This window comes from Pseudomonas sp. R5(2019), from assembly GCF_009905435.1.
In the GTDB taxonomy this organism is placed as follows: Bacteria; Pseudomonadota; Gammaproteobacteria; order Pseudomonadales; family Pseudomonadaceae; genus Aquipseudomonas.
In genome coordinates this window covers 1-19,204 of record NZ_JAAAMT010000040.1, presented here as the reverse complement: position 1 = coordinate 19,204, position 19,204 = coordinate 1, and the positions used below count along the sequence as shown (strand labels likewise).

Sequence of the window (19,204 nt, the reverse complement as noted above, 5' to 3'; positions counted from 1 at the left end):
CTGACAGGAGCAGGCTTTAGCCGTGAAGGGGCGCGTAGCGGCCCCAATCGGTGGGCCTGCTGCGCAGGCCATCGCGGCTAAAGCCTGCTCCTGCCGTTGATTGCGACAGCTCACTGCACCAGCGAGCCACGCAGTGAGTGCGGCCGCGCTTCATCGATGTGCACATCGACGAACTGGCCGATCACGGTCGGATCGCTGCAGCTGAAGTTGACGATGCGATTGTTCTCGGTGCGCCCCTGCAATTGGCCCGGGTCTTTACGCGAATAATCGGTGACCAGGATGCGCTGGACACTGCCGACCATTTGTCGGCTGATCTCGAAGCCCTGCTGGTTCAAACGATGCTGCAGAGCGTCCAGGCGTTCCTTTTTCAGAGACTCTGGGGTTTCGTCTTTAAGGTCCGCAGCCGGAGTGCCGGGGCGCTGGCTATAGACGAACGAATAGGAGAAGTCCATGCCGACATCGGCGACCAGCTTCATGGTCTGCTCGAAGTCTTTCTCGGTCTCGCCCGGGAAGCCGACGATAAAGTCCGAGCTGATGCAGATGCCCGGCACGGCAGCCTTGAGCTTGCGCAGCTTGGACTTGTATTCCAGCACCGTGTGGCCACGCTTCATTGCCGCCAGTATCCGGTCTGAACCCGATTGCACCGGCAGGTGCAGGTGTTTGACCAGCTCCGGCACTTCGGCGTGGGCCTGAATCAGGCTGTCGGAAAATTCCAGCGGGTGCGAGGTGGTGTAGCGAATGCGCTCGATACCGTCGACGGCAGCCACCACCCGGATCAGCTCGGCGAGATCGGCCAGGCGGCCGTCGTGGGTCAGGCCGCGATAGCCGTTGACGTTCTGGCCCAGCAGGGTGACTTCACGCACGCCGTTTTCGGCCAGGTGAATGACCTCGGCAATGACGTCATCGAACGGGCGGCTGACTTCTTCGCCGCGGGTATAGGGCACCACGCAGAAGGTGCAGTACTTGCTGCAGCCTTCCATGACCGAGACGTAGGCGGTAGGGCCGTCGATGCGTGGTTCGGGCAGGTGATCGAACTTCTCGATCTCGGGGAAGGAGATGTCCACCTGGGGCAGTTGGGTGGTGCGCGCCGCGTCGATCATTTCCGGCAGGCGGTGCAGGGTCTGCGGGCCGAAGACCACGTCGACATAAGGGGCGCGCTTGCGGATGGCTTCGCCTTCCTGGCTGGCCACGCAACCACCCACGGCGATGACCATGTCGGGCTTGGCCAGTTTCAGTTCACGCCAGCGGCCGAGCTGCGAATACACCCGGTCCTGGGCGCGTTCACGAATCGAGCAGGTGTTGAGCAGAATGACGTCGGCGTCTTCCGCCCGGGCGGTGACCTCCAGGGCTTGATGTTCGCCCAGCAGGTCGACCATGCGCGAGCTGTCGTACTCGTTCATTTGGCAACCGTGGGTTTCGATATAAAGCTTCTTGGCCATGGGAGATCATCAGGTGGTTCGCAGAACCGCGCATTATAGTGGCCGGGGCGGGACGTTCCTAGCGTTGTCTGTCTGGCGGCTATGTTATAGTTTTCGCCCTCTCCCACATCCCCGATTATCTACGTCCAACGATGACCAAACGCGAAGCTCCGATCTACAAAGTCATTTTCCTGAACCAGGGCCAGGTGTTCGAGATGTACGCCAAGCAGATCTATCAAAGCGATCTGTGGGGCTTTCTGGAAGTCGAGGAGTTCGTGTTCGGTGAACGCACGCAAGTGGTCGTCGACCCGAGCGAAGAAAAGCTCAAGGCGCAATTCGAAGGCGTGGTCCGCAGCTTTGTGCCGATGCACTCGATCATTCGCATCGACGAGGTCGAGCGCCTGGGCACGCCGAAGATCAGCGAGGCTCGCGGGGTCAGTAACGTGATGCCGTTTCCGATGCCGATGCCCGACAAATAAGGGCGCTCAAGGCAGTGGCGCGAAGGGGGTGCGACCGTCGGCGGTCTGAAGCTCGAGCAAGTATTTGCGGAAAATTTGCCCCAGCACCTGGGTCGCGGTTTCCAGCTCGTCGCGCCTCATCTGTTCCGACACTTCGTCAGCGGTGTCCAGCGCCTCTTCGGCACCGTTGACGGCCGCCATCTTCAGCACGATGTAGGCCTGGATGTTATTGGCCGGTACGCCTTCGCCACGAAAAAACATGGTGCCCAGACGAAACTGCGCCTGCGCATGGCCTTGCAGCGAGGCCTGCTCGAAAAAAATGAGGGCTTGATTGAGGTCACGCGGCGCATTTTTGCCGTCGTAGTAGAACTCGCCGAGCTCGTATTGCGCCTGGGAATCGCCTGATTTTGCCGCTTGCTGGCACGCCGCCAAGGCCTGGGGCAGGTCTTCAGGCTGAGTGTTGAGGGTGCAGCGACCCATCGCTGGGATCAACAACGAGTTGCCGCCTGCCGAGGCCAGCAGGGGCTGAAGGAGCAACAGGCAGCCCAGGGTCAGGGCGCGGCCGGTGCGGTTCATGGGGATCGACTTACCTCTGCAGGGTACGGCCAGTGAAGGTGCGGGTGGCACATTATGAAATAAGCAGGGCTCACCTTACAAAGTCTTTACCAGATTTTCTCTCGACCTGCTCCATCCGACTACTGTGGGAGCTGATTTATCCGCGAATAAAGACGATACGGTTATCAGGTAGACCGTGTTGCCTCTATTCGCGGATAAATCCGCTCCCACAGGGAGAGGGTGGTTATTTCAGGGCGGCGAAGGCTTTTTCGGCGGCATCGAGCGTGAGCTTGAGCTCGGCTTCGCCATGGGCGATCGAGGTGAAGCCTGCTTCGAAGGCGCTCGGCGCCAGGTACACGCCGCCCTCGAGCATCAGGTGGAAGAAGCGCTTGAAGCGCTCGGCATCGCTGGCCATCACATCATCGAAGGTGACGATGTCGTCAGCGCCGCTGAAGTACAGGCCGAACATGCCACCGGCCTGTGTGGTGACGAACGGTATGCTGGCGGCATCGGCGCGCTGTTGCAGGCCATCGAGCAGGCGACTGGTGTACTCGCTCAACTCGTCGTGAAAGCCCGGGCGGCTAATCAGCTTCAGGGTGGTCAGGCCCGCAGCCATGGCCAGTGGATTGCCCGACAGGGTGCCGGCCTGGTACACCGGGCCCAGCGGGGCGATACAGCCCATGATCTCGCGCTTGCCGCCGAAGCAGCCGACCGGCATGCCGCCGCCGACGATCTTGCCGAAGGTGCTCAGGTCCGGGCTGACCCCGTAGTGAGCCTGGGCGCCGCCCAGTGCGACACGGAAACCAGTCATCACTTCGTCGAAAATCAGCACCACGCCATGTTTGTCGCAGAGGCTGCGCAGCCCTTCCAGGAAGCCTGGAGCTGGAGGCACGCAGTTCATGTTGCCAGCCACCGGCTCGACAATGATGCAAGCGACGTCCTGGCCCACTTTGCTCAGCAGCTCTTCAACGGCATCGATGTCGTTGAAGGGCAGGGTCAGGGTGTGTTTGGCGAAGTCGGCAGGCACGCCGGCCGAGCTTGGCACGCCCTGGGTCAGCAAGCCGGAGCCGGCCTTGACCAGCAGGCTGTCGGAGTGGCCGTGGTAGCAACCTTCAAACTTGATGATGGCGTCGCGGCCGGTGAAGCCACGGGCCAGGCGAATGGCACTCATGGTCGCTTCGGTACCGGAACTGACCATGCGCACCATTTCCATCGATGGCACCAGCGAGCAGACCAGGTCGGCCATCTCGGTTTCCATCGCGGTCGGCGCACCGTAAGACAGGCCATGCTCCAGCTGCTTGCGGACTGCGTCAAGCACGTCCGGATGGCTGTGGCCGAGAATCATTGGCCCCCAGGAACCCACGTAATCGACATAGCGCTTGTCATCTTCGTCGGTGACGTAAGCGCCTTCGGCATGCTTGAAGAACAGTGGCGTGCCACCCACGCTCTTGAAGGCGCGGACCGGTGAGTTAACGCCACCGGGGATGTGCTTCTGGGCGTTGGCGAAGAGGGTTTCGGAGCGGGACATGGGCAGTTCTCTCTAAATCAGGCGGATTCGAACAAGGCGTTGAACGCGCGGGCGCGGCGAGTGACTTCCTGGGCGCTGTCGGCACCGAACAGGCCGTGGATCACGGCCAGCAGGTCGGCCCCGTGGGCTACCAACGGTGCAGCGTTTTCCAGGGTGATGCCGCCGATGACGGCGATCGGCAGCTTCAGCGTAGTGCGAGCCTGGTCGAGCAGGTCAAGGCTGGCTGTCGGTGCGCCGGGCTTGGTGTTGGAGTTGAAGAAGCGACCGAAGGCCACGTAATCGGCACCTTCACGCGCGGCCTGCTCAGCCAGCGGCAGCTGGCCATGGCAGGTGGCGCCGATAATGGCCTTGCGGCCCAGTAGCGAGCGCGCAGGTGTCAGCGGGCCGTCGGTCTGGCCCAGGTGCACACCCACGTTCAGGCGCGCGGCCAGTTCAGCATCGTCGTTGATGATCAGGCGGGTCTTGTAGCGTTCGCACAACTTAAGCAGCGCCTGGGCCTCGCGCAGGCGGCGGGCGTCGTCAGTGCTTTTGTCGCGGTACTGCAGCAGCGTCACGCCGCCATCGAGCGCGGCTTCGACGTAGGAGAGGAACTTGCCGGTCAGCAATTGGCTGTCGGTGATGGCATACAAACCGCGTAACTTCATTGATCAAGCCTCAAGGCTCAGTTGTCAGGAGCAGAAATCCAGTGGCAGACGACGGGGCACGAACTGGCCCTTGCCCAGTTGTTCGGCGTCGCGAAGGGTGCGCCAGGTGTAGTCGAGTGCCGAGCGCACGGCGCTGTCCAGTTGCTCACCCAGTGCCAGGCGACCGGCCAGGGTGCTGGCCAGGGTGCAGCCGGAACCGTGATAGCTGCCCGGCAAGCGCTGGCAGGTGAAGGTGTGGCGCTCGCCAGTGCGGCTGTAGAGGCGATTGTGCACCTCGTGCTCGTCGCCGTGACCACCGGTGATCAGCAAATATTTGACGTAGGGCAGCAGTTTTTCTGCGCATTCGTCTGCCGTGCCTTCGGGCAATTCGGCCAGGATGCGCGCTTCAGGAAGGTTGGGGGTGGCAATGGTCGCCAGGGGCAGCAGTCGCTCGCGCATGGCGTAACCGACTTCATCCTTGCCCAGCCGGCCACCGCCGCCAGCACGCAAAACCGGGTCGCAGACCACCGGCAGGTGCGGGTGGGCCGAGAGCAGCTCGACCACGGTGTCGACCATTTCCAGTGAGCCGAGCATCCCCAGCTTCACGGCGGCCACGGTCGAGTCGTTGAGTACGGCATTGGCCTGGGCCATTACCCACTCGCGATCGAGTACGCGGAAGTCGCTGACATTGACGGTATCCTGGACGGTCAAGGCGGTCACGGCGGGAGCGGCGTGGCAACCTTGTGCGATCAGGGCTTCGATATCTGCCTGCAAGCCGGCGCCGCCACTAGGGTCGTGGCCGGAGAGACAGAGGACAACGGGGCGGGAGCTATAGGTATTCATGGTGCGCGAGCTTACCACCAAACCCTTTTTGCGGGACTGGCTGGCTGTCACATTAATTTTGATCAATAGGTCAGTGAAAAACCTGAAATATTTCTGAAAATATTGATCTAGAGCCTTTTAAATCATTTTTTACATGGCGAGCACCGGCGACGGACAGCTATGCTAGAGTGCTTCGATATTGATATCAGGCACTGCCGGACCGTCGTCTCAAGGGAGCTGGGGAGTTTCTCGACGTGAACAGGCGGGCACTGCTGGGGCCGTATGCGTTATTTGCTGATTTTCCTGCTGGGCTGGCTACCGTTGTTGGCCAGTGCGGTCGAGTTCAACGACTCCACTCGCAGTCTCCCCCTTGGGCGAGTGATGCAGGTTTTCGAGGACCGCGACGGCACCGCGACCATCGATCAGGTGAGTTCACCCGAGATAGCTGCACAGTTTCATCGTCATCATGCCGATGTCCTCAATGCCGGTTACTCCACCTCGGTGTTCTGGCTGCGCATCGACCTGCACTACGTGCCCGGTCAAACGCCGACACCGCGCAACTGGCTGCTTGAACTGGCATACCCACCCCTGGATCATCTGGACCTCTACCTGGCCGACGACAGCGGCACCTTTCGCCTGGCGCAACGCACCGGCGATAACCTGCCATTTGCCAGTCGGCAGGTGCGGCAGAACAACTACCTGTTCCAGCTCCCCTTCAACCCGGGGCAGGCCCGCACGCTGTACCTGCGCCTGCAGAGCGAGGGCTCGGTGCAGGCGCCGATTACGCTGTGGTCCAGCGCGGCTTATATCGAAGCCCAGCCGATCCGCATTTATGTCTTCGGGCTGATCTACGGCGTGCTGGCCGGGATGCTGGTGTACAACCTGTTCATCTACCTGAGCGTGCGCGACACCAGCTATCTGTTCTACATCCTCTATATCGCCGCGTTCGGCCTTTATCAGATCTCGGTCAACGGCGCGGGCGTGCAGTACCTGTGGCCGGACAACCCCTGGTGGGCAAATGCCGCGACGCCGTTTTTCATCGGTGCGGCGGGGTTATTCGGTTGCCAGTTCACCCGCAGTTTTCTGCAAATGGCCAGCTACGGAAAATTCCTCGACCGCGTCTTGCAGGTGCTGATGGCGGGCGGCCTGCTGGTCATGGTGCTGTCGCTGAGCAGCAGCTACGGGTTGGCCCTGCGAATGGCGACCACGCTGGCGCTGCTCTTTACCGTGATTATTTTCAGCGCCGGGCTGGTGGCCTGGTGGCGCGGCCTGCGGGTGGCGCGATACTTCATCATCGCCTGGTCGGCGCTGTTGCTCGGTGGGCTGGTCAATACGATGATGGTGCTGGGTTACCTGCCCAACGTGTTCCTGACCATGTACGCCAGCCAGATCGGTTCGGCACTGGAGGTCGGGCTGTTGTCGCTGGCGCTGGCGGACCGCTTCAACAGCCTGCGCGAATGCCAGGCCACTACCTTGCTGGAAGCGGGGCAAAAGCTGGAAGTGCTCAACCAGCAACTGGCCAACAGCAACCGCTTGAAAGACGAATTCCTGGCCACGGTCACTCACGAGTTGCGCACGCCCATGAACGGGGTAATCGGCTCGCTCGAGTTGATGGAAACCCAGCCGCTGACACCCGAGCTTGGCCACTACCGGCGCACGGCCGCCGGTTCCGCGCGGGACATGATGCGCATGGTCGACGATATTCTGATCCTCACCGAATTGCAGGCCGGCAGGCTCTACCCGCTGCATGAAGACTTCAGCCTGCGGCTGTTGCTCGACAGCCTGCAGTTGCAGTTCAGTGGCCCGGCTCGGGCCAAGAAACTGGACTTCACGGTCGAGGTGGCGGCGCAGATTCCCGACCAGCTGCACGGGGACGCGAAAAAGCTCAGCCTGTGCCTGGCCTGCCTGTTCGACAACGCCATCAAGTTCACCCGTCATGGCTCTGTCAACTTGCGCGTGCGCAGCCGAGACGTGGCGCCGGACGTGTTGGAGTTGTCGTTCAAGGTCAGTGACAGCGGCATCGGCTTCAGCCACCTGGACGATGCCACCTTGTACCAGCGCTTCTATCAGCTCGACGGCTCAATGAGCCGCCAGTATGGCGGCCTCGGCATTGGCCTGGCAATCTGCCGGCAATTGACCGAGCTGATGGGCGGTAGCCTCAAGCATCACTCGACGCCGGGGCAGGGCAGTACCTTCGAAATCACCTTGCCGCTGGTCGTCTCGAAAGCCACGAGCCCGGCCTTGGGCCAGGTCCCCAGCGCCATACGCCGTTCCTGAGGCTGATTCGCAGGGCAGATGCGCCGCCAGTTCGGCGCTTATGTCACTTTGAGTGCCCGCCAGAGCATGATTCACTGAAGCGAGTCGACCTTGTTCGAAGGAGCTTTCAATGGACCTGCATGCGTTCGCCGAAACCCATGAAGTCACCAACCAGCCACCTCCGCTGGAGGGTGCCAACCTCTACCGCATCGACCTGCCGTTACAGCAATGGGCGCAGCGTTACGGCGCTGGTTGGGCTGAACAGCAGATCGATGCCTATGGTGCACTGGCCGGCGGGCCGCTGATGTCGGCAGGCTTTCTCGCCAACGAGAACAAGCCGGTATTCCACAGCCATGATCGCTATGGCCATCGGATCGATCTGGTGGCCTTTCACCCGGCCTATCACGAGCTGATGCGCGCCGCGGTCGAGCACGGCTTGCCGTCCTTGCCCTGGACCGACCCACGCGCCGGTGCCCATGTGGCCCGGGCCGCGATGACTTATATGCACACCCAGGCCGAGGCCGGCAGCGGTTGCCCGCTGACCATGACCTTTGCCTGTGTACCGGCGCTGAAATTGCAGCCGGACCTGGCCGAGCAATGGCTGCCCAAAGTGCTGGCGCGCGAGTACGACCCGCGCAACGTCGGCATCGCGCACAAGGCCGGCGCCACCATCGGCATGGCCATGACCGAGAAACAGGGCGGCACCGATGTACGCGCCAACACCACCCGCGCCTATCCGGTAGGCGCAGGCGGGCCGGGCCAGGCCTATGAACTGGTGGGGCACAAGTGGTTCTGTTCGGCACCGATGTGCGATGCCTTCCTGACCCTGGCGCAAACCGACAAAGGCCTGAGTTGCTTTCTGTTGCCTCGCCATCGGCCCGACGACAGCCGCAACCAGTTCTACATCCAGCGCCTGAAAAACAAACTCGGCAACTGTTCCAATGCCTCCAGTGAAGTGGAGTTTCGCGGCGCGCTGGCGTGGATGATCGGCGAAGAAGGCCGTGGCGTGCCAACCATCATCGAGATGGTGGCGATGACCCGCTTTGACTGCATGGTCGGCTCCAGCGCCTTGATGCGCCAGGCCCTGACCCAGGCGGCGCATCACTGTGCACACCGGCGGGTCAGCGGGCGCTTGCTGAGCGAACAGCCGCTGATGCAGAACGTGCTCGCCGACCTTGGCCTGGAGAGCGAAGCGGCGCTGGCCCTGAGCCTGCGCATGGGCAACGCCCTCGATCGCCCGGATGATCCGCAGCAGGCGCACTTTGCCCGGCTGGTCACGGCGGTGGGCAAATACTGGATCTGCAAGCGGGCGCCGGCGCTGATCAATGAGGCGGCCGAATGCATGGGCGGGGCGGGCTATGTCGAAGACAGCATCCTGCCGCGACTGTACCGTGAAGCGCCGGTCAACTCGACCTGGGAAGGCTCCGGCAATGTGCAGTGCCTGGATGTGCTGCGGGCGTTGTCGAAAGAGCCGGGCGTGCTGGATTCATTGTTTATCGAACTGGGCGATGGTCATGGCGACAAGCGCCTGGCGGCCCATATCGATGCCCTGAAAGCGGCGTTTCTGGATACCACTGACATTCAGTATCGCGCGCGCCAATTGACCGAAGACATCGCCCTCGGGCTGCAAGCCAAGCTGTTGCTGGAGGCCGGCAATTCGGCGGTCAGTGACGGTTTTATCGCCAGCCGCCTGGGCACGGCCGGACGTGTCTACGGCACCTTGCCGCGCGGTGTCCCGGCGCAGGCGCTGTTGCAGCGGTGCACCCCGTTGTGGAGCTGATGCGCCAGCGTTGCGGCGCATCGTTCATTAGAGGCAAGATGAAGCTCTGCACCATAAAGACAGGACGTTTCATCGTGACCCGAACTGATGAATTTGTGACCGTTGAAACCCCCGAGCAGGCTGTCGATCTACTCGCCCGCCTGCATGCCGAAGCGACCGATGCCCTGAGCCAGGCACTCAAGTGCTACCTCAAGGATCGCACCGAACCGAGCGCCGCCCAGCGTGCGCTGTTCCGCTACCCCGAATTGCGCCTGACCTACGAGTGCCACGGCGAAGTCCCCACCACCACGCGGGCCTACGCCAAGGTTCAGCTGCCCGGCACCTACAGCGTGACCGTGACCCACCCGGCCGCCTTCCGCAATTATCTGCTGGAGCAGCTGCGGCCGCTGATGAACGACTTCACCGTCACGGTGCAGGTCGGTGTCAGTGAACAAAACATTCCTTATCCGTATGTGGTCGAGCAGGGCGACGAGCTGGCCGGCAGTGGGGTGACCGCCGCCGCGCTGGCGCGGGTATTCCCCAGTACCGACTTGTCTGCCGCCACCGACGGCATCGCCGATGGCCTGTACGACTGGGGCAATGCCGACCCGCTGCCGCTGGCGCTGTTTGACGCCGCCCGGGTGGATTTCTCCCTGCGCCGGCTGGTGCACTACACCGGCAGCGACTGGCGCCATGTGCAGCCCTGGATCCTGCTGACCAACTACCACCGCTATGTCGACCAGTTCGTCCTGCATGGCCTGGAGCAGTTGCGTGATGATCCGCGCTTTGTGCGCATGGTCATGCCCGGCAACGTGATCATCGAAAAATCCATGGACAATGGCGAAGCCCAGGCGCTGGTCGCCGGGGTGGTCTGGCACCGCTACCAGATGCCGGCCTATCACCTGATCGCCGCCGATGGCGATGGCGTGACCCTGGTCAACATCGGCGTCGGCCCGTCCAACGCCAAGAACATCACCGACCACCTGGCTGTGCTGCGCCCCCACTGCTGGCTGATGATCGGCCACTGCGGCGGCCTGCGTCAGTCGCAGACCATTGGTGACTATGTGCTGGCGCACGCCTACATGCGACGCGACGGGATTCTCGACCGTGTGGTACCGCCGAACATTCCGATCCCGGCCTTGGCCGAAGTGCAGATGGCCCTTCAGGAAGCGGCCGCGCAGGTCACCGGAGAGCGTGGCGATGAGCTCAAGAAGCGTCTTCGCACCGGCACCGTGCTGACCTATGACGACCGAAACTGGGAGCTGCGCTGGGCCCAGGAGCGACCTCTGATCAACCTGTCGCGGGCGGTGGCGGTTGACATGGAAAGCGGCACCGTTGCCGCCCAAGGCTATCGCCTGCGGGTGCCGTACGGCACGTTGCTGTGTGTGTCCGACAAACCGCTGCACAGCGAGATCAAGCTGCCGGGTTCGGCCAACGCCTTCTATAACCGTGCAGTCAGCCAACATTTGAATATCGGTATCGCCGCCCTCGACTTGCTGCGTACCGAACTGAACTCGCTGCACTCGCGCAAACTGCGCAGCTTTGACGAGCCGCCGTTCCGTTGAGGTTTGCTCAATCCGGCGGGGCGCTCTAGCATGAGCGGCCCTGCCGGATTGAAAACTTCTCTGCCATGCCCCTGCCTCCTCGCCGCCCGTCCAACAAACCCACAGGCAAACCTGCGCCGAAGCGTCGGGTGGCCAAGGCGCCGCCTGCCGAACCGCGACTGATTCTGTTCAACAAGCCGTTCGATGTGCTCACCCAGTTCAGCGATGGTGAAGGGCGGGCAACCTTGAAAGACTACATCGACGTGCCCGGCATTTACCCGGCCGGACGACTGGACCGCGACAGCGAGGGCCTGCTGTTGCTGACCAACGACGGTCAGCTGCAAGCGCGCATCGCCGACCCCAAACACAAGTTGGCCAAAACGTATTGGGTGCAGGTTGAAGGTGTACCGACTGAGGAGCAGCTGGAGCGTCTGCGCAAAGGCGTTGAGCTCAATGACGGCATGACCCTGCCGGCCCAGGCTCGGCTGCTCGAAGAGCCGCAATTGTGGCCGCGCAATCCGCCGGTGCGCTTTCGCCTGAGCGTGCCGACCCACTGGCTGGAGCTGGTGATTAAGGAAGGGCGCAACCGTCAGGTTCGGCGCATGACCGCCGCCGTCGGCCTGCCGACCCTGCGCCTGGTGCGGGTGCGCATCGGCGACTGGACACTGGACGGGCTCGATCAGGGGCAGTGGCGCGAAGTGCCGGCGCGGCTGTAAACAGGCGTCAGGCGCCTTCGATGTAGGCGATGACCACGCTTTTGATGATAAAGGCGAGAATCCCCAGGCCCAGCACGACAAACAGAATGACGGTGCCGAACCGGCCGGCCTTGGACTTTTTCGCCAGGTCCCAGACAATAAAGCCCATGAAGCCGATCAGAATGGTGACCAGGCCGGTCATCATCCACTCTTCGAATACAGCAGGATCCATCGATGCTCTCCCAGTCGGTGCAGGCGGGCGATTATACGCCGATGCGCCGACCTCACTACAGCCGGAGGTCAACTGCGCAGATGGGTCAGTGGCATCTCGGTGCTGGCCAACACCTGGTTGAGCACGAAACTCGAGCGCACGCTGGTGACGCCTTCGATGCGGGTCAGGTGGCCCAGCAGCAGTTTCTGGTAGTGATCCATGTCGGGCACCACGACCTTGAGTTGGTAGTCAGCGTCCATACCCGTAACCAGGCTGCATTCGAGCACTTGCGGCAGAGTGCGGATGGCGGCTTCGAAGGTTTCGAAGCGTTCGGGCGTGTGGCGGTCCATGCCGATCAGCACATAGGCCGTCAGGCTCAGGCCGAGCTTTTTGCGATCGAGCAGGGCGACTTGGCGGGAAATGTAGCCGTCGTCTTCAAGCTGCTTGACCCGGCGCGAGCACGGGGAGGGCGACAGGCCGATGCGCTCGGCCAGTTCTTGGTTGGAGATGCGTGCATCGCGCTGTAATTCGGCAAGAATACTCAGGTCATAGCGGTCCAGCTTGCTCATGGATCAGGCCTTTGTCGTTTGTATTGCTGCAAATTATGTATATGAAGTGAAAAATTGCGCAAGTGGTGTTTCATTGAGCAATATTCGCAATCCGCTGCCGCCGCCTTCGCCGTATTCTTTTACCCAGAATCACTGCCCGGACATGAGTCCAGTGCGGTTCACCCAAGCAGGAGAACCGCGGCCAGCAATCCCACAGGGTTGTGTTTGGCCCCCGGGCTACACACTGTCCAGAAGACGGCGTGAGGTGAGCCGACGTCAAAAGCGTCGCGCACGGACGAAATTCTCGAAGGGGGGCCATCTGGTCCCCCTTTTTTATGGTTCATCGCGCAATTGTGGGATAACCACACCGAAACCACACAGATCTAAAGCCGAACAAACAAGGCTGGCAACTCCATTTCACAGGCCATGGCACGTTGCAACAAATGTGGGAGCGGATTTATCCGCGAAGCGCCGCGCGGGCGGCGCTCGATGTTGGCAGCGCCGGAAAACCCAAGGCAAGCACCTGGAAGCCTTGATACGGTCCTCAAGCAACCCTATTCATTCTGATGGGGAGGCGAGGGTGGCCTGCCAGCAGATCGCATGAGCCGTGTGAGGTGCCTGCCTTGGTTTTTCCTTTGTTCTTGAGATCGAGCGCCGCCCGCGCGGCGCATCGCGGATAAATCCGCTCCCACATTTGTTGCAACGTGCCATGGCCTGTGAGCTTAGGGTTGTCAGCTTTGTTTGTTCGGCTTTATATCTGTGTGGTTTCGGTGTGAGTATCCCGCAATTGCGCGATGAACCTTTTTTATTGGCCGGCGATTATGGACGCTGGCGCTTTCAGGCAGACTTAATGCGTCGACGCAGAACCGGGTCCGGTTTTGCCAGTCTTATGGGTACCCCTCTAGCTCCGTGAGGAAAGCATGAAGTCGCGCATCTGGCGTGTAGCAGGTGTTGGTCTGCTCTGTCTGGGCGTTAGCGCCCAATCCCTGGCCGAAGGGCCAAGCCCGCAGGACCAGCTGCGTGGCAGCGGTGGGGGTGGAAACGGTGGTGAGCAACGTGGGAATGGCGGTGGTCACTCCAACCGTGGCGACCATGACAGCTCGGGACAAGGCAGCCAGTCAAACAACTCGCTGCCGATCCAGAGCAAGCCTTCAGAAGTCCGCCAGTACCAGACCGGCCCGCGCCCGGACGATCGTCGCTGGGACGGGCGCCCGGACGGGCATGGCAACGGCTGGGGCAGCGGGCCGCAATACCGGCCGGGCCACCTCATCAACAGCTTCCCTGAGCGGCATTGGCGCGTGCCATACCGTGGCCGGGACTTTTTCTACTCCGGCGGCTACTGGTACCGGCCACAAGGTCCAAGTTACGTGGTGGTGCGGCCACCCTACGGAATTCGGGTGACCTACCTGCCGTCCTATGCCCAGGAAGTGTGGGTCGGTAGTGCGTTGTTCTTTCTGCTTGCAGGTACCTATTACCAGTACCTCGATGATTCGCGCGAATACGTGGTGGTCAACCCGCCGCAGGTCAGCGCGCAACCGCTCAGCAACAGCTATGACGTGGTGGCTTACCCGGCCTATGGGCAGAGCCCGCAGCAGGTCGATCAGGATCGTTACGAGTGCCACCGCTGGGCGGTGGAACAGAGCGGCTTCGACCCCGCGTCGGCCAGTTATGCACCCGCGGACTATGTGGTGCAGAACTATCGGCGGGCGATGGCGGCGTGTTTGAGTGGGCGGGGGTATAGCGTTAATTAGGTGGGGTGGGCATAGCGGCCTGTTCAACAGGATCCGCATGCACCAGCACCTCCGCACGCGGATATTGCTGCTGGATCACCGCCTCGACCTGCTCGCACAGACCATGCGCCAGCGTCAGGCTCAAGGTGCCCGGCAGCTCAAGGTGCAATTGCACAAACCAGTGGCTGCCGGACACCCGGGTGCGCAGGTCATGGGCGCCCAGCACGCCGGGCACGCTGCGGGCCAGGGTCAGCATGTGTTCGCTGACATCGGTCGGCAGCTCCTGGTCCATCAACACCGCCGTACTCTCGCGGGCGATTTGCACCGCGCTCCAGAGGATATATACGGCGATCCCCAACCCAAAGAACGCATCCAGCTGCGGCCAGCCGAACCGGGCCAGCACCAGGGCAACCAGGATGCTCGCGTTGAGCAAAAGGTCTGAGCGGTAGTGAAGGGAGTCGGCGCGCACTGCCGTGGAGCCGGTAACGCGGATGACTTTGCGCTGAAACGCCAGCAGCACCAGGGTCAAGGCCAGAGACAGCAGCATCACGGCAATACCGACCTCGGCATCACCGAGCGGTTGCGGGTTGTACAGCCTCTCAATCGCCTGGCCGCCCACCAGCAAGGCACTGACCGCGATAAACAGCGCTTGCGCCATGCCCGCCAACGCTTCGGCCTTGCCATGGCCGTAGCGGTGGTCTTCATCCGCCGGGCGCAGCGCATAATGCACGGCCAGCAGGTTCAGGAAGGAGGCAAAGCCATCCAGCACCGAGTCGGTCAGGCCCGCCAGCAGGCTCACTGAGCCGCTGATCCACCAGGCGATGGCCTTGGTCAAGATCAGGATGCTGGCGACCGCGAGCGAGGCGCGGGTCGCCAGCCGGAGCAGCCGTTCGTGTTCGGCGCTTTGATTCATGCCGATGCAGCTTCCTGGTTACAGCGCGTGGGCAGCGGTGATGCCATACATGGCCAGTTGTTCATGGCTGCCCTTGTGCTGGATCAGGCGTGGATCGTTCAACGGCAGGTTCAAGCCCTGCTCGCTCTGCAGAATAGCCTGCAGCTTGTGGTTGTCGACGCGGCCATCGGCGCCAATCGCTTCTTGCAGCTTCTCGGGTGCAATTTGCGCAGTGCTGCCGCCGGGCAGGTAGATCGCCCCGGTGGCGAAGTCGACACCGAAGGCGATCAAGCCCGGGATGACATAGAAAAGAATGCCGATGGCGTCCAGCGCGACGACCACTGGGTCCACTCTACCTTCGATCTGGCCACGCCGATCCGGAAAGAACAGCGTGCCGCAGGCTGTCAGTTGAGTCAGCAAGGTCGCGACCAGAACGCCACCGATGACACGAGAAGGAATACGCATCGAAATCTCCAGATAGAAGAGTCAACGATACAGGCAAACAGCCTGCATCTATAGCTAAGACCATGATAAGGCGGGCTCGGTTCGCCGTTATACTCGGCGCACTGTTTGAGGACTACCATGAATTCTTTGCCGATTGATGCCGTTTTGCCTGCGCTGCGCCAGGCGCTGTCCGAGCGCGATGAAACCGTACTCGAAGCGCCCCCCGGCGCAGGTAAAACTACCCGTGTACCCCTGGCGCTGCTGAACGAGCCGTGGCTGGCCGGCCAAAGCATCGTGATGCTCGAACCGCGCCGCCTGGCCGCGCGTGCCGCCGCCGAGCGGCTGGCCAGCGAACTGGGTGAAAAGGTCGGTGAAACGGTGGGCTATCGCATCCGACTGGACAGCAAGGTCGGGCCGAACACCCGTATCGAGGTCGTCACCGAAGGCATCCTCACCCGTCGACTGCAGGAAGACCCGGCGCTGGAAGGCGTGGGCCTGTTGATCTTTGACGAATTCCACGTTTTGCTGAATGCACAGAAACCATCACTTTCTTGTCAAAAACTCTCAAGCAACGCCATCTCAGTCTGACCGCTTAATCTCCACGCTTGACCCCCCGTCGTATACTGCCTCCCTGATTTGGGAGCCTCGATGATTTCTCTACCTATTGACCTCGTATTGCCAGACTTACGAGCGGCCCTGTCCAACCGCCACGAAGTAATCCTTGAAGCGCCACCTGGTGCGGGTAAAACCACTCGAGTGCCCCTGGCGCTGCTGAACGAACCTTGGCTTGGTGACCAGAAAATCATCATGCTCGAACCTCGCCGACTGGCTGCTCGGGCGGCTGCTGAGCGTTTGGCGAGTGAGCTGGGTGAGAAGGTTGGTGAGACTGTCGGCTACCGAATTCGCCTTGAAAGCAAGGTAGGCCCGCGAACCCAAATTGAGGTGGTCACCGAAGGTATCCTAGCTCGCCGGCTTCAAGATGATCCTGCACTGGACGGTGTGGGCGTGGTCATCTTCGATGAGTACCACCTTCGAAACCTTGACTCTGACCTTGCACTGGCTCTGTGCCTGAGTGCCCGCGAACTGCTACGTGATGAGCCCCCGCTGAAGCTGCTCCTGATGTCCGCAACGCTGGAAGGTGCTCGCCTTTCAAAGGTGCTGAATGATGCGCCTGTGGTCACCAGTGAAGGGCGGATGTATCCGGTCTCCGCGGTTTGGGGTAGCCCCTATCAGCCGGGCGAGCGAATCGATGCGCGAATCACGAACACCTGCTTGGCTGCGATCAACGAACAGTCTGGAAGCGTTCTGGTTTTCCTTCCTGGGCAGGCAGAGATTCGGCGGGTGGCGGATGACCTCAAGGAGCAACTGAGCAGCCGTCTAGAGGTGATCGTATGCCCGCTGTACGGTGACCTCGACCTGAACGCACAGCGTGCTGCGATAGACCCTGCGCCCAAAGGCTCCCGGAAGATCGTACTGGCCACGAACATCGCCGAGACCAGCTTAACCATCGAAGGCGTCAGGGTCGTGGTGGACAGTGGTCTTGAACGAGTACCGAAGTTCGATCCTCGCAGCGGGATGACTCGACTTGACACACAGCGTATCTCGAAGGCTAGCGCTACCCAGCGTGCCGGGCGGGCAGGGCGTTTGGAGCCAGGTGTGTGCTATCGCCTGTGGTCGGAGTCGCAGCACGAGCAAATGGCCGGCTACAGCACCCCAGAGATCCTGCAGGCGGATCTTGCGGCTCTGGCACTCCAGTTGGCCCGGTGGGGAGTGAAGCCGGAAGAGATGACCTGGCTCGACCAACCTCCATCAGCCCCTTTCGGCCAAGCCAGAGACCTGCTGAAGCGTCTGGGCGCACTCGACGATGCTGGACAGCTCACGCCACACGGATCAGCCATGAGCGAGCTTCCAGCGCATCCACGGATCGCTCACATGCTCATCAAGGGCAATGCGATGGGCCTGGATGACCTAGCGTGCAACATCGCGGCGCTGTTGGGTGAGAAGGATATCCTGCGTGGTGCAGGTGGCGACCTTCACACCAGGCTGAGTGCCTTGTCAGGCGAGCAACATTCACGTCGAAGTGGCGGTTCCCTCCAGCGGGTGAAGCAGTCTGCTAGGCAGTACCGCTCCCTGCTGCGTGGAAGAGCTTCCAGCCCCGTCAGCGAGCCCGATCAACCAAGATGGGTAGGGTGCCTACTGGCGTTCGCCTACCCTGACCGAATCGGTCTCCAGAGGCGTGCAAGTGCATCCGAGTACCGTCTCTCCAACGGTCGGGCTGCTGTGTTCTCAGAGCCCGATGCTCTCACCAAGCACGAGTGGCTGGTGGTGGCCGACCTGGGTAGCCGGCAAGGACAGCGTGAGGAGCGGATCTACCTAGCGAGTGACCTCGATCCGGCCCTGTTCGATGATGAGCTGGTTGACCTTGTGAGGTCTGTCGACGAGGTTGACTGGGACGAAAGGGAAGGGGTGCTCAAGGCTGAGCGGCAGTTGAAGGTTGGGCAACTCATCTTGTCGACGACAGCCCTGCCGAGTCTTGATGAGCAAACCCGTTCGCTGGCCTTGGTCAACCTGGTGAGGCGCAAGGGCATCGAGCTCCTCCCTTGGAATCCCGAGCTGCGGCAGTGGCAATCGCGGGTTGATCTGCTGCGTCAGCTGGATATCCAGAATGGCCAGGTAGAAAGCAAATGGCCTGATCTCAGCGATGCCAACCTCCTCGATACTCTCGAAGAGTGGCTCACACCGTACTTGGGCAGAGTCACGAGGCTCAGCCACTTCAGCCAGCTTGATCTGTCGTCGATAGTCAGAAACCTCCTGCCTTGGCCGCTTCCACAGGAACTGGAGGCTCAGGCGCCTCAGGCGATCCAGGTGCCTTCCGGTTCGAATATCCGTATCGACTACTCGCAGTATCCACCCATCCTTGCTGTGCGGCTGCAGGAGCTGTTTGGTCTAGCAGAAACTCCTCGCATCGCCCAGGGCAAGCAGCCGCTGATTCTGCATCTCCTGTCGCCGGCTCGTAGGCCTGTGCAGGTTACCCAGGATCTTGCGAACTTTTGGCGTAGCACCTACTTGGAAGTGAAGAAGGATCTTAAGGGACGATACCCAAAGCACCATTGGCCTGAAGATCCATTGGTAGCCGAGGCGACTGCCAGAGCGAAGCCTAGGAAGCCCTGAGGTTTGGGCGTGCCTGTCGGACGGCTGTCGTGAACCAAGCCGCCTTGGCGTCTTGGCCCTGCGGGCTTCCATCCTCACGCCTTCAGCCATCCTGGCTTGCGCGCTCCGCTTACTCTTCAGCATGGTGCTTAGACCAGGCCGCTAGCCGTTTCGACCTAGCTGCCTGTTTTTCTGCGGTTTTAGGCTAGTTATTCAACTGGCCCGAGATCACGCTCAAGCAACTTCAGGAAATGTTCGATGAGGCCCGACGCATAACGCGCCTCGGATACAAGTTCCTCGTCATCTGCCCCTTTTCCGAGCATAAACTGAGCATACGATTTAGGCCCAATCAGATCGTGCCCCTCTGTCTTCAAGGTGCTGCAGAATCTCTCTTTCAATGCGATCCGGCATGCCTTGACGGCCTCTGGATGCAGGCCAGAGTTCGTAAGGGGTCGGCGAACACACCTTCCCGCCTCCACCGCTGAGGGCCATGGTGTCCACCTAATTTAAGTGGACACCATTTCTGGCCCCAACAAGCGGATTCCCCATGCAGCCACAGCGCCGTACCTAC

General features: G+C 61.5%; 17 protein-coding genes. 8 read left to right on the top strand and 9 right to left on the bottom strand.

Annotation, left to right across the window (positions count from 1 at the left end):
* Positions 1 to 110: 110 nt before the first annotated feature.
* Positions 111 to 1,439 (bottom strand): tRNA (N6-isopentenyl adenosine(37)-C2)-methylthiotransferase MiaB, encoded by a 1,329-nt coding sequence (gene miaB, locus GUY40_RS21460; protein WP_166570921.1) that lies wholly within the window; start codon positions 1,437 to 1,439, stop codon positions 111 to 113.
* Positions 1,440 to 1,570: 131 nt separating this feature from the next.
* Between miaB and GUY40_RS21455 the strand changes: the two genes are divergently transcribed.
* On the top strand, positions 1,571 to 1,897 hold the full coding sequence (locus GUY40_RS21455; protein WP_166570920.1) for a DUF1820 family protein: 327 nt from the start codon (positions 1,571 to 1,573) through the stop codon (positions 1,895 to 1,897).
* 6 nt (positions 1,898 to 1,903) lie between these two features.
* Here GUY40_RS21455 and GUY40_RS21450 read toward each other — a convergent pair whose 3' ends face one another.
* The 4 genes from GUY40_RS21450 to GUY40_RS21435 all read right to left on the bottom strand — a co-directional run bounded on the left by GUY40_RS21450 (position 1,904) and on the right by GUY40_RS21435 (position 5,425).
* Positions 1,904 to 2,452 (bottom strand): tetratricopeptide repeat protein, encoded by a 549-nt coding sequence (locus GUY40_RS21450; protein ID WP_166570919.1) that lies wholly within the window; start codon positions 2,450 to 2,452, stop codon positions 1,904 to 1,906.
* A gap of 223 nt (positions 2,453 to 2,675) precedes the next feature.
* Entirely contained in the window at positions 2,676 to 3,959 is a 1,284-nt protein-coding gene (gene hemL / locus GUY40_RS21445) for a glutamate-1-semialdehyde 2,1-aminomutase (RefSeq protein ID WP_166570918.1), read from the bottom strand.
* Positions 3,960 to 3,976: 17 nt separating this feature from the next.
* Positions 3,977 to 4,603: a thiamine phosphate synthase gene (thiE, locus tag GUY40_RS21440; RefSeq protein ID WP_166570917.1), complete on the bottom strand. Its 627-nt coding sequence runs from the start codon at positions 4,601 to 4,603 to the stop codon at positions 3,977 to 3,979.
* Positions 4,604 to 4,627: 24 nt separating this feature from the next.
* Positions 4,628 to 5,425, bottom strand: a complete 798-nt coding sequence (locus tag GUY40_RS21435; protein WP_166570916.1) for a hydroxymethylpyrimidine/phosphomethylpyrimidine kinase — start codon at positions 5,423 to 5,425, stop codon at positions 4,628 to 4,630.
* Positions 5,426 to 5,686: 261 nt separating this feature from the next.
* Between GUY40_RS21435 and GUY40_RS21430 the strand changes: the two genes are divergently transcribed.
* From GUY40_RS21430 to GUY40_RS21415, 4 genes are all read left to right on the top strand, one after another.
* Positions 5,687 to 7,681, top strand: coding sequence for a hybrid sensor histidine kinase/response regulator (locus tag GUY40_RS21430; protein WP_166570915.1), 1,995 nt, complete (start codon positions 5,687 to 5,689; stop codon positions 7,679 to 7,681).
* A 109-nt stretch (positions 7,682 to 7,790) separates the two neighbouring features.
* Positions 7,791 to 9,440: an acyl-CoA dehydrogenase family protein gene (locus GUY40_RS21425; protein ID WP_166570914.1), complete on the top strand. Its 1,650-nt coding sequence runs from the start codon at positions 7,791 to 7,793 to the stop codon at positions 9,438 to 9,440.
* A 74-nt stretch (positions 9,441 to 9,514) separates the two neighbouring features.
* Positions 9,515 to 10,984, top strand: a complete 1,470-nt coding sequence (amn, locus tag GUY40_RS21420; RefSeq protein WP_371924940.1) for an AMP nucleosidase — start codon at positions 9,515 to 9,517, stop codon at positions 10,982 to 10,984.
* Positions 10,985 to 11,112: 128 nt separating this feature from the next.
* Positions 11,113 to 11,679: a pseudouridine synthase gene (locus GUY40_RS21415; protein WP_166570953.1), complete on the top strand. Its 567-nt coding sequence runs from the start codon at positions 11,113 to 11,115 to the stop codon at positions 11,677 to 11,679.
* A gap of 7 nt (positions 11,680 to 11,686) precedes the next feature.
* Here the strand turns inward: GUY40_RS21415 and GUY40_RS21410 are convergent, their stop codons facing one another.
* Both GUY40_RS21410 and GUY40_RS21405 read right to left on the bottom strand, forming a co-directional pair.
* Complete coding sequence (locus GUY40_RS21410) at positions 11,687 to 11,890, bottom strand: DUF2788 domain-containing protein (protein ID WP_166570912.1); 204 nt, start codon at positions 11,888 to 11,890, stop codon at positions 11,687 to 11,689.
* A gap of 68 nt (positions 11,891 to 11,958) precedes the next feature.
* Positions 11,959 to 12,438 carry an Lrp/AsnC family transcriptional regulator gene (locus GUY40_RS21405; RefSeq protein WP_166570911.1) on the bottom strand — a complete coding sequence of 160 codons (480 nt, stop codon included), beginning with the start codon at positions 12,436 to 12,438 and terminating at the stop codon, positions 11,959 to 11,961.
* A gap of 899 nt (positions 12,439 to 13,337) precedes the next feature.
* Between GUY40_RS21405 and GUY40_RS21400 the strand changes: the two genes are divergently transcribed.
* Positions 13,338 to 14,168 (top strand): DUF6515 family protein, encoded by an 831-nt coding sequence (locus GUY40_RS21400; RefSeq protein ID WP_166570910.1) that lies wholly within the window; start codon positions 13,338 to 13,340, stop codon positions 14,166 to 14,168.
* Here GUY40_RS21400 and GUY40_RS21395 read toward each other — a convergent pair.
* Together GUY40_RS21395 and GUY40_RS21390 are read right to left on the bottom strand one after the other, a co-directional pair.
* Entirely contained in the window at positions 14,161 to 15,060 is a 900-nt protein-coding gene (locus tag GUY40_RS21395; protein WP_166570909.1) for a cation diffusion facilitator family transporter, read from the bottom strand. The two genes, GUY40_RS21400 and GUY40_RS21395, sit on opposite strands and share 8 nt — an antisense overlap.
* Before the next feature lie 18 nt (positions 15,061 to 15,078).
* Positions 15,079 to 15,504: a polyribonucleotide nucleotidyltransferase gene (locus GUY40_RS21390; RefSeq protein WP_166570908.1), complete on the bottom strand. Its 426-nt coding sequence runs from the start codon at positions 15,502 to 15,504 to the stop codon at positions 15,079 to 15,081.
* Between the two features lie 117 nt (positions 15,505 to 15,621).
* Between GUY40_RS21390 and GUY40_RS21385 the strand changes: the two genes are divergently transcribed.
* Positions 15,622 to 16,071 carry a DEAD/DEAH box helicase gene (locus GUY40_RS21385; RefSeq protein WP_166570907.1) on the top strand — a complete coding sequence of 150 codons (450 nt, stop codon included), beginning with the start codon at positions 15,622 to 15,624 and terminating at the stop codon, positions 16,069 to 16,071.
* 60 nt (positions 16,072 to 16,131) lie between these two features.
* On the top strand, positions 16,132 to 18,654 hold the full coding sequence (gene hrpB, locus GUY40_RS21380; RefSeq protein WP_166570906.1) for an ATP-dependent helicase HrpB: 2,523 nt from the start codon (positions 16,132 to 16,134) through the stop codon (positions 18,652 to 18,654).
* Positions 18,655 to 19,204 lie beyond the last annotated feature (550 nt).